The sequence below is a fragment of the Candidatus Hydrogenedentota bacterium genome, assembly GCA_018005585.1.
Classification (GTDB): domain Bacteria; phylum Hydrogenedentota; class Hydrogenedentia; order Hydrogenedentales; family JAGMZX01; genus JAGMZX01.
The window spans coordinates 59,800-73,666 of record JAGMZX010000004.1 but is presented as its reverse complement, the minus strand read 5'-3'; the positions used below and the strand labels follow the sequence as shown (position 1 = coordinate 73,666).

General features: G+C 65.0%; 16 protein-coding genes. 6 read left to right on the top strand and 10 right to left on the bottom strand.

Annotated features, from left to right (window positions below; translation table 11 throughout):
- The first annotated feature begins 4 nt into the window (after positions 1–4).
- From KA184_01330 to KA184_01320, 3 genes are all read left to right on the top strand, one after another.
- Positions 5–625, top strand: coding sequence for a phosphoribosylglycinamide formyltransferase (locus KA184_01330; GenBank protein ID MBP8128194.1), 621 nt, complete (start codon positions 5–7; stop codon positions 623–625).
- Positions 626–713: 88 nt separating this feature from the next.
- On the top strand, positions 714–1,670 hold the full coding sequence (locus KA184_01325) for a DUF2804 domain-containing protein (GenBank protein ID MBP8128193.1): 957 nt from the start codon (positions 714–716) through the stop codon (positions 1,668–1,670).
- Complete coding sequence (locus tag KA184_01320; GenBank protein MBP8128192.1) at positions 1,664–2,335, top strand: HAD-IA family hydrolase; 672 nt, start codon at positions 1,664–1,666, stop codon at positions 2,333–2,335. Before KA184_01325 ends, KA184_01320 begins: the two co-directional genes overlap by 7 nt.
- Here KA184_01320 and KA184_01315 read toward each other — a convergent pair.
- The 10 genes from KA184_01315 to KA184_01270 form a co-directional block, all read right to left on the bottom strand.
- A complete protein-coding gene (locus tag KA184_01315; GenBank protein MBP8128191.1) occupies positions 2,330–3,109 on the bottom strand; it encodes a cyclic nucleotide-binding domain-containing protein in 780 nt (259 codons plus the stop codon). The genes KA184_01320 and KA184_01315 overlap by 6 nt on opposite strands.
- Before the next feature lie 91 nt (positions 3,110–3,200).
- Positions 3,201–4,385 carry an AI-2E family transporter gene (locus KA184_01310; protein ID MBP8128190.1) on the bottom strand — a complete coding sequence of 395 codons (1,185 nt, stop codon included), beginning with the start codon at positions 4,383–4,385 and terminating at the stop codon, positions 3,201–3,203.
- Positions 4,343–5,695 carry a DUF3754 domain-containing protein gene (locus KA184_01305; GenBank protein ID MBP8128189.1) on the bottom strand — a complete coding sequence of 451 codons (1,353 nt, stop codon included), beginning with the start codon at positions 5,693–5,695 and terminating at the stop codon, positions 4,343–4,345. Before KA184_01305 ends, KA184_01310 begins: the two co-directional genes overlap by 43 nt.
- A 64-nt stretch (positions 5,696–5,759) precedes the next feature.
- Positions 5,760–6,518: an SDR family oxidoreductase gene (locus KA184_01300; GenBank protein MBP8128188.1), complete on the bottom strand. Its 759-nt coding sequence runs from the start codon at positions 6,516–6,518 to the stop codon at positions 5,760–5,762.
- 299 nt (positions 6,519–6,817) lie between these two features.
- Positions 6,818–7,513, bottom strand: a complete 696-nt coding sequence (locus tag KA184_01295; protein MBP8128187.1) for a DUF1559 domain-containing protein — start codon at positions 7,511–7,513, stop codon at positions 6,818–6,820.
- Positions 7,514–7,515: 2 nt separating this feature from the next.
- Entirely contained in the window at positions 7,516–7,980 is a 465-nt protein-coding gene (locus KA184_01290) for a hypothetical protein (GenBank protein ID MBP8128186.1), read from the bottom strand.
- Positions 7,977–8,546 carry a hypothetical protein gene (locus tag KA184_01285; GenBank protein MBP8128185.1) on the bottom strand — a complete coding sequence of 190 codons (570 nt, stop codon included), beginning with the start codon at positions 8,544–8,546 and terminating at the stop codon, positions 7,977–7,979. The genes KA184_01290 and KA184_01285 overlap by 4 nt, the downstream gene beginning before the upstream one ends.
- Entirely contained in the window at positions 8,543–8,947 is a 405-nt protein-coding gene (locus KA184_01280) for a prepilin-type N-terminal cleavage/methylation domain-containing protein (GenBank protein ID MBP8128184.1), read from the bottom strand. Before KA184_01280 ends, KA184_01285 begins: the two co-directional genes overlap by 4 nt.
- A 10-nt stretch (positions 8,948–8,957) precedes the next feature.
- Positions 8,958–10,475: a type II secretion system F family protein gene (locus KA184_01275; GenBank protein ID MBP8128183.1), complete on the bottom strand. Its 1,518-nt coding sequence runs from the start codon at positions 10,473–10,475 to the stop codon at positions 8,958–8,960.
- Between the two features lie 3 nt (positions 10,476–10,478).
- The gene (locus tag KA184_01270) at positions 10,479–11,699 is read right to left on the bottom strand and encodes a type II secretion system F family protein (protein ID MBP8128182.1); all 1,221 of its coding nucleotides are present in this window, start codon (positions 11,697–11,699) and stop codon (positions 10,479–10,481) included.
- Positions 11,700–11,866: 167 nt separating this feature from the next.
- Between KA184_01270 and KA184_01265 the strand changes: the two genes are divergently transcribed.
- From KA184_01265 to KA184_01255, 3 genes are all read left to right on the top strand, one after another.
- Positions 11,867–12,787 carry a polyprenyl synthetase family protein gene (locus KA184_01265; protein ID MBP8128181.1) on the top strand — a complete coding sequence of 307 codons (921 nt, stop codon included), beginning with the start codon at positions 11,867–11,869 and terminating at the stop codon, positions 12,785–12,787.
- A gap of 83 nt (positions 12,788–12,870) precedes the next feature.
- Positions 12,871–13,638, top strand: a complete 768-nt coding sequence (gene larB, locus KA184_01260; GenBank protein ID MBP8128180.1) for a nickel pincer cofactor biosynthesis protein LarB — start codon at positions 12,871–12,873, stop codon at positions 13,636–13,638.
- 125 nt (positions 13,639–13,763) lie between these two features.
- Positions 13,764–13,867, top strand: a 104-nt coding sequence (locus tag KA184_01255) for a DUF111 family protein (protein MBP8128179.1), incomplete at its 3' end; no start/stop codon positions are given.

The window sequence follows — 13,867 nt, the reverse complement described above, 5'->3', positions numbered from 1 at the left end:
CGCCATGACCATCGATCTCGCCGTGTTGCTCTCGGGCAGCGGCACCACGCTGCAAAACCTCATCGACCGCATTGAAGCGGGCGTGCTGGACGCGCGCGTCCGCGTCGTGATCGCGTCGCGGGAGGAGGCCTACGGCCTGGTGCGCGCGCAAAACCATGAAATCCCCGCGGCGGTGGTCGCGCGCAAGCAATACAAGGGCATGGATGCGTTCAACGACGCGGTGTGGCGCGAAATCCGGAAGTATCCGGTTGACCTGGCCGTGCTGGCGGGGTTCATGTCGTTGCTCCACGTGCCCGACGACTTCGCGAACCGCATGATGAACGTGCACCCCGCGCTGATCCCGAGTTTCTGCGGCAAGGGCATGTACGGCCACCACGTGCACGAAGCCGTGCTCGCGTACGGCGCGAAGGTTTCCGGCGCGACGGTGCATTTCGTTGACGAGCACTACGACCACGGCCCGATCATCCTGCAGGAATGCGTTCCCGTTCTTGACGACGACACGCCGGACACGCTCGCCGGGCGCGTCCAGGCAAAGGAGCGCGAGCTGTATCCCAGGGCGATACAATTGTTCGCGGAAGGAAGGTTGCGCGTGGAAGGGCGGCGCGTGCGGATTGTGCAGGCATGAGGCCGGCGCGGAGCCGCGCCAAGGCGGGGGCATGATGATGCCTGGAGAGATTACCCGAGCTGTAAATCTTTGCGGAACCGATGGGGCGTTGAACCCCGAAGCCGCCGGCTGGTCGCGGCGGCCATGGCACCGGTGCAACCTGCGCGGGCGCTGGCTGCGCAAAAAGCGCTGGGAATACTGGTGCGTCATGGGGCCCAATTTCCTGTTCTCCCCGACCATCGCGAACGTGGACTACGCCGCCTTCGGGTCGGTCTGTTTTCTCGAATTCGCGGCCCGGGACCTCGTCGAGAAAACGTCGCTGCGGCTGTTCCCGCGCGGCTTCGTCATGCCCGAAACGGTCGAGGGTGATATTGCCTTCGAGGGCAAGGGGTTCCGCCTCGTGATGCGCGATACGCCGGGCGGACGGCGCATCGAGTTCGACGCGGCCGACGTGCGCGGAAAGCCGATGTCGGCGCATATTGACGTACGGCGTCCCGGCGGTCATGAAACGCTGAACGTGGTCATCCCCTGGGACGCGCGGACGTTCCAGTTCACTTCGAAGCAGAATGCCCTGACGGCTGAGGGGCGCGTAACTTGGGGCAACGCCACGTATCCATTCTTGCCGGAAGATTCCTGGGCGGTGCTCGATTTCGGGCGCGGCATCTGGCCCTACCGCACGCGGTGGAACTGGGCCGCGTTCGCCGGGCCGAGTGGCAGCGACGTGGTAGGCGTGAACATGGGCGCGAAGTGGACGGACCACTCGGAGACCAAGGAAAACGGCATCTGCCTGAACGGCCGCCTCTATCCGCTGCACGAGGACATCCGTTTCGAGTACGACCCGCGTGATTTCATGAAGCCGTGGCGCATGCGCACGACGGTTTCCAGCGCCATCGACCTTACGATGGAACCGTTCTACGAAAAGCGGTCGCGCGCGAACCTGGGCGTGCTGTCGGCCCGCACGTCGCAATGTTTTGGCCGCTACCACGGCGTGGTGCGCGCCGGCGGCAGGGAGGTCGCCGTCGACGGGCTGCGCGGCTGGGCCGAAGAAGTGACGATGCGATGGTAGGCCGTCCCGAGGCCGTCCTATTCGACCTGGACGGCACACTCATCGATTCGACGCAGGCGATTGTGGAGTCTTTCTTCCACACGTTCGATACGCTGGGCAGGCCGCGGCCCGCACGGGAGGCGATTATCGCCGCCATCGGCCATTTGCTCGAAGACCAGTTCCGCAGGTTCTGGCCCGGCTGCGACGCTGCGTTGTGCGCTCGTGTCTACCGCGAACACTACGCCAAGGCGGCGTGCGCGGGCACGTTTCTCCTGCCCGGCGCGCGGGAAACCCTGGACGCGCTTCGCGCTGCGGGGCTGAGGCTGGGTTTCGCCACCTCGAAGCGCCGTCTTTACGCGGAAATGATTCTCGAAGACCAGCGCGTGCTCGACTATTTTGCCGCGCGCATCGGCCCGGATGACGTAACCCATGCAAAGCCGCACCCGGAGGCGATCCTGCGTGCCGCGGCGGACCTGAATGCGGCCCCGGCAGCGACCTATGTTGTGGGCGATACGCCGTTCGACGTACTCGCGGCGCGGGCGGCGGGCGCGCTGTGCCTCTGCGTCACAACAGGGCCTGCCACGCGCACGGAGTTGGAAGCGCTGGGTCCCGAGGCGGTCTACGATGACCTGGAGGGCGTCGCCCTGCATATACTTGCGCGGTGCGGTCCGGCGCGGCGCTCATGACTCCGCCGCGCCGAGCGCTTCGAGCGCGAGCGCCGGGAAATTGCGCAGCACGGCGAGCCGGGACGCCGCATTGACCGCAAACAGGATGACGCGCGTCTTCGCGCGGACCGACCTTTCATAGCGGCCGCCCCGCAAGTAGGCTCGCGCTTCCAGAAACACCGGCGCCTCGCAGAGTCCGGTTATTTCCCGCTCCTGATCGTCCCAGGTCTCGACGACGGTGCCCTCCAGGACCTGAAACAACTCTTGCGCCGGTTCGCCGCGCGTACACACGATATCTCCGGGCAGGGCCAGGACCGAGCGCGATTGCATGGCCATGTCCGCGTGGAAGCGCTTCAGACAAGCGTTCGCTTCGGCGAGGCGCTTCGAGAACTGGCGGCACAGGATGCGCGTGAAAAAAGGCAGACGCTCGATGATCAGGTCCAGATGGGCCGGTTTCAGGCGGAGCGCCACGGTGTTCAGCGCGCTCCGGACGGCGGCGGTCCGGTAGCCCCCGCCGAGATAGGCCATTTCCCCGACGAATACCGGGTTTTCCGGCGTGCCGTGAATGATGGCGAGTTCATGCCCGGGCCTGCGTTCGTGCGTGGCGTCGTTGTCTTCCACCAGGCAACTGCCGCGCACGACCAGGTAGATATCCAGGCCGGGTTCTCCAGGCGCGACAAGGAATTCCTCGTCAAGGAAACGCACCGGCTCCGCGTCAGGGCACAATCGCAACAATTCGTGCACCTGCGAGGCATCCGGTAGCGCGAGCGCATCCAGCGGGCAGGACTCCGGCATGCTTTCCCCTCTACTCCCGTTACTTGGGCCACACCGCCTGCGCTATTATTCTAACATTCGTCCGCTTCTTTCGCAAACGGCCGTTGCAGGCTCACTCTCCGCGTTCAGGGGCGCGCCCGCGCTTGGCGGGGGTTCTACGCTTCGAGGCGGCCGATTTCGCTGGCGCGACGGGCGTTTCGGGTGCGGATTGCGGCCTGAAATCGGGCAGCTTGCCCGCCATCAACTCGCCAACGGGCCGCACCGTCTCGAAATGCAGCAACACAATGCGGAGTATGGCCGTCATCGGCGCGGCCAGCACCATGCCGATGGCGCCCCAGAGCAGGCCCCAGAACGCCAGCGCAAGCAACACGGCCACGGGATGCAGATTGAGGCCCTCCCCCGTCATCTTCGTTTCGACGACATTGCCGATGAAGAACTGTACCGCGCCCGGCAGGGCAATGACAGGCACGACCATCCAGGGATTCTCATATTGGGCCACGGCCAGGGGCACCGGCAGCAGCGTGGCGGCAATCGAGCCCAGATTCGGGACGAAATTCAGAAAGAACGCCAGCAAGCCGAAAACCCCGGCAAGTTCGAGCCCCAGGAGGCGCAGTATCACGGCCACGAGCACCCCCGTCAGAACGGAAAGGGCCACCTTGATCGAGATGTAGCGACGCACGTGCGCGTCAATTTCGGCGTAGACGCCGGCCCGCACGGTCTGAGCGCCCCGGCCCAACAGCAGGAACATGGCGAAAATGAGAATGAGCACGACGCTCGACAGGGTGTTCATCGCGGTGCCAAGGCTGGCGGTGACCATGCCGGGCATCTTCGCGCGGAGTTCGTTCAAGACCTTCTGTTCATCCACTTCCACGCCCCACTGCCGGACCCCGGCAAGAAGGCGGCCCGTCATGGCCGCGAAGCTTTCGGTATACTGGCCCGCCGTGTCCACCACGCGCTGCACGGCCACAATCATGATGACGCATGAGACAATGATCGCGGCGATGACCAGCAACACGGTTGCGCCGACGGCTACCGCGCGCGGCGCGCGCAGGCGGCCGGTCAGAAAGTCCATGATCGGCGATACCAGGTTCACCAGAAACAGCGCCAGCACGAAGGGAACGAGAATCGCCCGGGTGTAGAAGAGAGCGACGGTCATAACGGCCGCGGCCAGCACCACCAGCGAAATCGTGCGCAGCCAAGCCTGTTCTTCCCGCGTGTCGTTTATCGGTGCGCCCTCGTAGTCCATCGCGGCCATCACGCCGTAACGGCATTCGAGTAAGAGAAGAAATCGTCCCACAGGAAGTCTATAAGCCGGTTCGCCTCGCGAAGCGGCAGCGCCTGGCACACGCCCGACGCATCGCAGCGCAGGAGCGCGGTCTCTTCCAGCGCGCCGGCGCGGGACGGCTCCGGCAGGCGCGCATGCACCTGGCGCAGGCATTCGATGGTGTGGTCGATGTCGAAATCGACCTTGACGCCCATTTTCTGGTCAAACCATGCTTCGATCGCGTCATCCAGCTCGTCCGCGGTCAGGGGTTGCGGGCTGGTCAGCAGGTGGTAATAGACCAGGATCATTTCCTTGCACTCTTCCTCCTCGGCGGCGTCGCTGACCGCGTGGAAAACGCTCGAATTCGTGGCGATGTTCTTGAAAAACAGCGTCTCGGTAATGATTTTCTGGAAGCGAAGCTTCTTCGTGCGATAACTCGACCACTGCCGGAACGCCACGGCGCCCAGTCCCAGCATAAGCGACGACATGGCCGCCCAGAACTTCACGAAATCCATTGTCGTGAGTTCCTCATTGATGTTGAACTTGGTCTTGGCCACTTCGGCGCCAAACAGCAGGATGAGCGCCATCCCCACGATCAACGCGAGGCGGGAAACAGAGCGGACGATGACCGAGCCCACGGCGGCGGCGGCCGGCACGCCGAACAGCAGCCGGTCGCGCAGCATCATGCGCGTTTCCAGGTTCGGGAAGACGGTTTCGAGGTCGTATTTCGGAATATTCTTGTACAGATAGACGTAGACCTTGCCGGGCTGGAACTGAAGGTCGGCGAGTTTCCGCTTCTTCTGCCGGAAATGGTTCTCCTCCTTGAATTTCAACACCGCGACGACGCGGTCGAAGTTGTCAATCTCCATCTTTTTCGTGCCGATCAGGCGGGGCAGTTCCACGGTCTGTTTCGTGCGCCCGCGCGCGTAGATGAGCATGAGATCAAAGTCGGCGAAATCCACCTTCGTGCGCAGTTTGATCAGCGCGTCGAGCATGAATGCCTCTTCCAGTTCGGCGCGCGTGACCGGGGTGTAGTTCGCGTTGCGCAGGACCCGCTCGAAGGCAGTCACCAGGTCGTTCTTCAACCGCTCCGTGTCGTCCGGGCCGTACTGGCGCACGGGACGCGTGTTGGCGTCGGGGTTGAAGAGCACGAAGGATTCCTTCAGTTTCTCGATGGATTGCTGGTACTCGAAGTGCTTGTAGGCGGCCAGAATCTCGGCGAAACGGCGGAATTCACCGGCCTGCTCCGGGCTCAGCCGGCCATCTTCGAGACAAAGTTCGAGCACGTCGCGTCGCGTGAACGGTATGAATGCTTCCCGGTCCGTGTATTTCGCCATGGGCATCCCCCTTTCCCGTGCGTCACAACCGCATGCGGCATCGTCGTGGCTTGGCATGCGGGGCTGCTCCTTACGTCGCGATGAACCCGCCGTCCACGATCATTTCGGCGCCGGTCATCCAGTTCGATTCATCGGAAGCCAGAAACAAGGCCGCGTTCGCGATGTCGCGCGGGTGGCCCAGGCGCCGCATGGGCAGCGAGTTGCCGATGTTCCGCTTCTTCTCCTCGTTCAAGTAAGGCGCCTGCAGCGGCGTGTCCACCATGCCCGGGTGAATGATGTTACAGCGGATGTTGTCCGGCCCGAACTGGACCGCGAGCGATTTTGCGAGCCCGATGAGCGCGGCCTTCGCGCATGTGTAGGAATCCTGCGCGAGTTCGAACCCTGCCAGCGCGGAAATGGAGCCCACGAGAATGATGGAGCCGCCGCCCGCCTTGCGCAGTTCCGGAATGCCGTGCTTGGTCAGGAAGAACGGGCCTTTGAGATTGATTGCCTGGACAATGTCCCAATTCGCTTCCGTGGTCTCAATGACCGACTTGTCACGGTCTTTCCAGAGCACACCGGCGTTGGCGTAGAGGATATTCAGCTTGCCGAACCGCGCCACGCCCTCCGCGACCGCGCGCTGCACGTCCGCCTCCTTGCTGACATCGCCCAGCGCGAGCAGGGCTTCGCCGCCGGTCCGCTCGATGTCCGCCACCGTTTGCCTGCCTGCGTCGGCGTTCAGGTCGAACACGACGACTTTTGCGCCTTCCGACGCGAACAGCAGACTGGCTTCGCGGCCCATGCCAAGGCCCGCGCCCGTGATGATCGCAACTTTCCCTTTGAGTCGCATGGCAGGAACGTCTCCTTCCGTCGCCGGGCCCCTCCCGGCCGCAGGGTAGTATGGCACGTGCGCGCGGGCGGCGCAATAGCCTTATGCCGCCGCGCATGGGCCCGGCGCGTTCCCCGGAACCGGCGTTGCATGGGGCCATGGGTTCGCACGGAACGCAACCGGCCCCAGTTCCGCTCATGCGTGAAGAGCAACCCGCCGGCAACGGGAAGATCCCTTGCGTCAGCCCGGCGCGGGTTGGTCCCCGGAACGGAAGGCGCGTGGAACAGAGGGCCCGGCCACTTCTTTTCGCCTCAGCGGCATCAGTTGTACAGAACCGGCGCACCCAGGCGGCCAGGGATGCCTTTCGGGGACTCCGGCGGCCACGATTGCGGCGGGTCGGCGTAGGCGATTCCCTCAGGCCGGTAGGGCAGGTTGATCTGACCATGTTCGGGGGGAAACTTCATGAATTCCACGGAGCCGTCGAGCCAGAGGACATTGCTCCCGCCGGGAACATGGTTGAACAGTTCCAGATTGCTGCCTTCCAGGAAGAGGTCCCACATGACCGGCACCTTTGGGATGGGCTGGGGCAGGGGCGGCAGCACGAGCGGCGCGCGCGTATATGCGCCGAAATACTCGTAGCTGCACCGCAGCGTTGCGGGCGTGTCGTAACCGGTGGTCAGGGGCAGGATCGAACCGTCTTCGTGGTTCCGGAAATCATCCAGAGTCTGCGAGCTGTCCGAAGGGCAACAGAACGGGTCCGGACTGGACACATATTGCCCGGCGAGATCGATCAAGGCGTCGGCGTTCCCGTTCCCGCCGCTCCAGGGCAGCAAGCCCTCATGCTCCGACGCGTACAGGGCCATGGCGATGCCCAATTCCATGAGATTATTGGCGCAACTGACACGCCGCGCGCTTTCGCGGCACCGCGCGAGCGCGGGCAGTAGAATCGCGGCCAGAATGCCGATAATGGCAACGACCACCAGCAATTCCATCAGGATGAATCCGCGCTTTCGCATGGTTATTCCCCGATGCCTGCGGCGACAACCGCAGCCGCGCCATTCCTGCGCGGCGTATCGGCGGCCGTTCCCGTTTCGATAAGTCGCGATACCCTGCCGCCGGCCGCGAGTTCGACCCGGGCGCGCACGACCGCCGCGCGCATCACGCGGCCCTCGAAGACGACTTCGCCGGTCGAGACGATGCGGAACTCCCCCCCGTTGCGCGCGACTTCAACGCTGAAGCGGCCCGCCCCAAGAGGCGTGTTCTGCTCGCCCGCGTAGGCCGCATCCACGCGCAGGCGCGCCAAGGCGTTATCGAGTCCCGCCTCTGCAAGCTGACGGGCGACTTCCTGCTTGACACCGCGGGCCGATTCGCGGAAGGCGATGTGATAAAGACGCAAGACCGCCGCCGCGCCGACCGCCACGACCGCGAGCAGCACTACCGCCATCAACAAGGCGGACCCAGTATTGCGAGGGGTTCGATTCATGGCAGGACTCCCCGGGGCGCGGCCAGCACGCGAGACAGGGAACTGGTCCTGCCCGACGGGCTAAGCATTTCCACGTTCATGGCAATCAGCGCGCAATCCGGGACGGATGCCGGCGCGGCGCCGGATCCCGGCTGGGCCCCGACATCAAACGACGCCTTTGCCACCGCCAGCGGGAACGTCTTCGCGCCGAGCGGGAGGATCGTGTCTCCGGAGACCGCGACCTCAAGCCGCATCAGCCGCTGCTCCTGGTTCCGGAAATGAAACACGGCGAACCGTTCGCCCTCCGGGGCTGGCGGCATGCGCAGCACAAGCGTCCCGGCGCCCGTCTCGTATGCGCCAACACGGTCGGCGACGCCGCAGGCCTCGCGCGCCGTGGTCAGGAAGGCCTGCTCGACCTCCCGCAGTTGCATGACCGTGTCCAGACTGCGCGCCGTGGCCGCGGACAGTCGGGTGCTCTTCATCACCACGCCCGCGCCAAGATTGATCAGGACCATCATGACCGCAAACACGGCCAGCAGTTCGAGCAGGGTGTACCCGGCTCTGTCATGTGCCCTTGGCGCAATCATCGTGGCGCCCCCCTGTCCGCAATCAGCGTGACGAGTTCATAGTCGATCGTGCGGCCTTTCTCGCCGGTCCAGGCGATACGCGCGCGCACCTCCTTGAGCCCGGGCGCGACGTCCGCGCGGTCGCGGACATCTACCGCGGTAGTGGCGTGGACGAGCCGCTCCATGCCGGGCGTCTGGGTGCGGAACGGCGTGTTCTCGCCCGCCTCAAGCGCGGCGAAGGGCAGCGCGCGCAGGCATTCGAGTTCGTTGCGCACGATTCGCTCCGCCAATGCGTACTCGTTCAAGGCGCGCGTCTTGTCCATCACGAGTTGATACGTGCCGAGCGCGCCGAAGATACCCGCCGTGACGACGAACAGCGCGCAATTCAGTTCGATGAGCGAGAATCCGTGGTTTCTGCGCATGTTTCTCACCTCACGGAATTATCGTGTCGACCATCGCGGTCAGTGTTATGAACAAACCGGCCTCGAACACCAGGGTGAGAGCTCCCAGCACCAGCACGCCCATGGGCGTGATCAAGTCGACGATAACGCACACCCGCCGTTCCGCCCGTTCCCGGTATTGGGCGGCGAGCGTCGCGAGGGCGTCGGGCAACATGCCGGAATGCTCGCCGATGGCGGCCAACGCGCGAAACGACGCCGGGAGCAACCACGTCTCGGCGGCGCACGCCTCGGCAAGACTTGTGCCCTGCGAAACGCGGTCGTGGATGCGGCGGAGCATGCGCCGGTAACCCGGGCGCATGTCGGCGCGCGCCGCGCTTTCGAGGGCGGCGGGCAACGGCGCGCCCGCGCGCAGCAGCTTCTCGAGCATGATCGCGATGATGGCCGCGTTCTGCTGCACGATCAGCGACCGCAGCCCCGGAACGAACAGAAGCGGCCCGGCCAGCGGCTTGGCCGCGAACGCGCGCCGGCGGCGCACCGTGACTTTGATGCGGTAGACGACAAACACGGCGAGCACGGGCAGCAGATAGACGCCGCGGAACGCTACATAGTCTCCGGCGGCTATGATGAACCGCATTAATTGGGGCAGTGAGGCGCTGAAGTCGCGGAAAATCTCGGCGAAGACCGGGACTACCTTTACAAGGAGAAAACTCATGATGCTCGCCTGAATCAGGAACACGATGCCGAGATACGCCAGCTGTTGCCGCACGCGCACACGCACGCTGATCGCGTCGAGCGTGTCTTCGCTGAGTTGTTCCAGGCAGCCCAGCAGATTGCCCGACTCCTCGCCCGCGCGCACCAGGTCGGCGTAGAAGGCCGGGAAGAACCGGGGCATCCGCCGCAGGGCTTCCGAAAGCTGTATGCCCGCGAGCAGGTGGTCGCGCAGCGTCAGGAGAACCGCCTCTCTCGCGCCCGTGCGGAAGAACATCCGGAGCGCCAGGAAAGAAGGGATGAATATCAGCAGGCCGAGACCTCCGAGCACGATGACCTCCGCTTCGAACATGCGCACTTGCCAGACGTAGCGGCGGAACCATTGCGCAAGTTCGCCGGTCAGCGGGCCAGCGGCCGCAGACAAGAAGATCGTGAGAATCACCCCGCACCAGAACAGGATCGATGCGAGCGACGCCAGGCGCTCGTATCCCCAACGGGAGTTGAGGCGGCGTTCCTCGCGGGCGGCCGCTTCGAGCCCCTGCGGCAGGCTCGCGTTGACGCGCACAATAGCGGTCAATTCGCTCATGACACGGACCAAGTCCTGCTGCCAGCGCCGGATGCGCAGGTAGCCCGGACCCAGCCAGTTCTGCCGCATGCGCCGGTAGTAAACGCCTGGTTCATAGGAGGAGGCGGCGGGTTGCTCCGGCGGCCATTTCCGGCGGCCCCTGAAAACGCGCATGAACCAAAGGTCCCGCAGTACCGGTTCGGGGGCTGGGGGCCGGCCTTTGCGCCACGGCAGCAATCTGCCGAGGTCAAAGTACAGGAGCTTGCGCAGACTCATGGCTTATAACCCGGAGATGCTATCGCCCAGCGTGAAGATGGGCAGATACATGGAAAACACGAAGAACGCGATGACCCCGCCCACCACGAAAATCAGGGCGGGGGCTACGAATGCCACGGCCAGCCGGTCGCGCAGCGCCACTTCGCGCTCGTAGGTCTCAGCCAGCGATTCGAGCGCTATCTCGACCTCGCCCCGGTTTTCCGCCGTGCTGACCATCCAGCAAAACGTGTGGCCGAAGAAACCGGTGCTGTCCAGGGCGTCCGCGAGGCGTTCGCCGGAAGCCACCATGAGATTGGCCTCGGCGACGGCGCGCTCGAGGATCGCGCTGCCGGACGAAGCCGCGGCCAGTTCGAGGCTCTCCAGAATGGGCACCCGCGAGGCCAGCAGCAATCCCAGGGACCGGCAGAACCGGGACAATGCGACGACACGGTTCACCGTCCCGACAATCGGCGCGTGCGTGCGAATCCAGTCGCAAACGACGCGGCCTCGGTCCGTGCGCATCGCTATGCGCCAAAGGAGCACGATTCCGAGCACCGCCGCAACGATCGCGGCAAGAAGAATGCCCGCGTGAAACGTGACCAGACTCGATAATGCGACCAGGAGCCGCGTCGGCGCGGGCAGTTGGCCGCCGAAATCGTTGAAGATTTCCGCGTAAACCGGCACCACTTTAATCAGGAGAAACGCCATGATGCAGGTTGCGGCCACCAGCACGGTCGCCGGGTAGGTAAGGGCCATCTGTATGCTGCCGCGCAGCTGGAGCACGCGCCCCGTATAACGCGCCAGCAACTGAAGCACGCCCGGCAGGTTGCCCCCGGCTTCGCCCGCGCGGATGGCGGTCGAGAAGAGATGCGGGAAGACACGCGGCTGCCGCGCGATGGCTTCGTCCAGCGGCACGCCGTGCTCGATGTCGATGCGCAGACGGTCGATGGCGCCCTTCAGCCGCGAGCGCCGCAGGTCCTTCGCGAGCGACTGCAGCGCGGGCGCCAGCGGAAGACCGCTCTTCACGATCGCGCCTAATTGCGTGATAAACAGGTGCAATTCCTGCCAGGTCAACTGGCGGGAAACGCGTAACAGGCCCGGCGGCGGGTTCACCTGCTCGACGGTGGATACGTGAAGTCCCCGTTCCTGCAGCACGGCCACGACGCGGTGCGCCGAAGGGGCCTCCATCGTGTCCTCCACTGGGTTTCCTTGAAGGTCCACGGCCCGGTAACGATATAGTGGCATGAGCGTCAAGCTCCGGAACGTTTTTCTGGTCTCCGGTAAGTATATGACCGGACACGCGCGAAGCGATCACCGAAGATGCGAGGGAAGCCTTGATTCGCCCCGCATACCGGTCCTATGCTCCGGGAAGAGGCGGTCTTTTCCGTTTGCCGCAGGGAGCAGCAGTCTTCATGGATGTCCCGTCGTTTCTGGCCGGAAAGGCCCTGGAGACCGAGCGCGCGCTCGACGCCTATCTGCATGCGTGGCGCGGCGCTCCGCCGCGGCTTGTCGAGGCGGTGCGCTACAGCCTGTTCGCGGGTGGCAAGAGGCTGCGGCCCGCCCTCGCGCTGGGCGCGGCGGACATTATCGCCGGGGACGATGCCGCGGCCCTTCCGGCGGCGTGCGCCCTCGAGATGATCCACACCTACTCCTTAATCCACGACGACCTGCCCGCGATGGACGACGATGACTTGCGGCGGGGCCGGCCTACGTCGCACAAGGTTTTCGGCGAGGCGACGGCGATCCTCGCGGGCGACGCGCTGCTCACGATGGCGTTCGACGTCCTCGCGAGCGCGGGAAACATCGAGGTTATCCGCGAAGTGGCGCGGGGCGCGGGCGTGGCCGGCATGGTGGGCGGGCAATTGCTTGACGTGGAGGCCGAAGGGCGCGAAATTGCCCTCGAAGAGCTGCGGCGCATCCACGCCTGCAAGACCGGCGCGCTCATCCGTGCTTCCGTGCGCGCCGGGGCCCTGCTGGCGTTGGGTCGCGGGCGCCGCGCCCGTGCGCAAGGGCGTGGGCAAACCGCCGCTTGCGCGCATGACGCGGGCGCCGCGCTCGACGCCCTCACCCGCTATGGCGAGGCCATCGGGCTTGCATTCCAAATCATGGATGACATCCTGGACGTTGTCGGCGATGAGAACGCGCTGGGCAAGCGTGTCGGCGCGGACGCCGGCCATCTGAAGGCCACCTACCCCGCGCTCGTGGGATTGGAGCCCGCTCGCGCGCTCGCGGCGGAAGCGCGGGATGCCGCGCTTGACGCGCTGGCGGGGTTCGGGCCGGAAGCGGATATGTTCCGCGCGTTGGCGCGTTATATCATCGAGCGGGACCGCTGAACGATTCCCGCTCCGGCCGGAACACGTTGCCCGCCAGCCGCGTTTTGCGTAGGATACATTCCTCCGTTGAGGGTCGGTACAACATGGACACGTCGAGACTCAAGAGCCTCTTGTCCGAAGTGGCGTTGGGCAACGTCGCGATCGAGGAGGCGCTCGAACGGCTGCGCAACCTGCCATTCGAGGACCTGGGCTTTGCAAAAGTGGACCACCACCGCATGCTGCGCAAGGGGTATCCCGAAACCATCTTCTGCGCGGGCAAGACCCCGGAACAGGTCGTCGCGATTGTGAACCGGATGCGCGAGCACGGCAGCAACGTGCTGGGCACGCGCTGCGCGCCCGAAGTGATTGCGGCGGTAACAAGCGCGTTCTCCGACGCCGTGTACCACGAGGCGGCGCGGGCATTCACGATTACGGTCGAGCCGCCGGAGCCGCTGGACGGCTACATCGCCATTGTCTGCGCGGGCACGAGCGACATCCCCGTGGCGGAGGAAGCCGCCGTGACCTGCGCCGCGCTGGGCAACCGCGTCGAGCGCGTCTACGATGTGGGCGTGGCGGGCATACACCGCCTGTTCGGCCAGCGGGAGAAGCTGGACGGCGCGCACGTCGTCATCGTGTGCGCGGGCATGGAAGGCGCGCTGCCGAGTGTTATCGGCGGGCTGGTCGAGCGGCCGATTATTGCCGTGCCGACCAGTATCGGCTACGGGACTTCGTTCGGCGGCCTCTCGGCGCTGCTCGGCATGCTGAATTCGTGCGCCACCGGCCTCACCGTGGTAAACATAGACAACGGCTTCGGCGCGGCGGTCGCCGCTTCGGCCATCAACCGGCTCGCGTCCAAGAAGCAAGGTACGTGACACGTGGCACGGGCGTCTCGCCCGTGCAGGAACATGGGCAAGATGCCCATGCTGCGGAAAGCGTGGCACGGGCGTCTCGCCCGTGCAGGATGAGATGGGTATGATGCCCACACACAAGGCGGGTTATGCGGATTCTGTACTTCGATTGTTTTAGCGGGATCAGCGGCGATATGAGCGTGGGCGCGTTGATCGACGCCGGCGCGTCTTTCGAGACGATCCGAACGGGGCT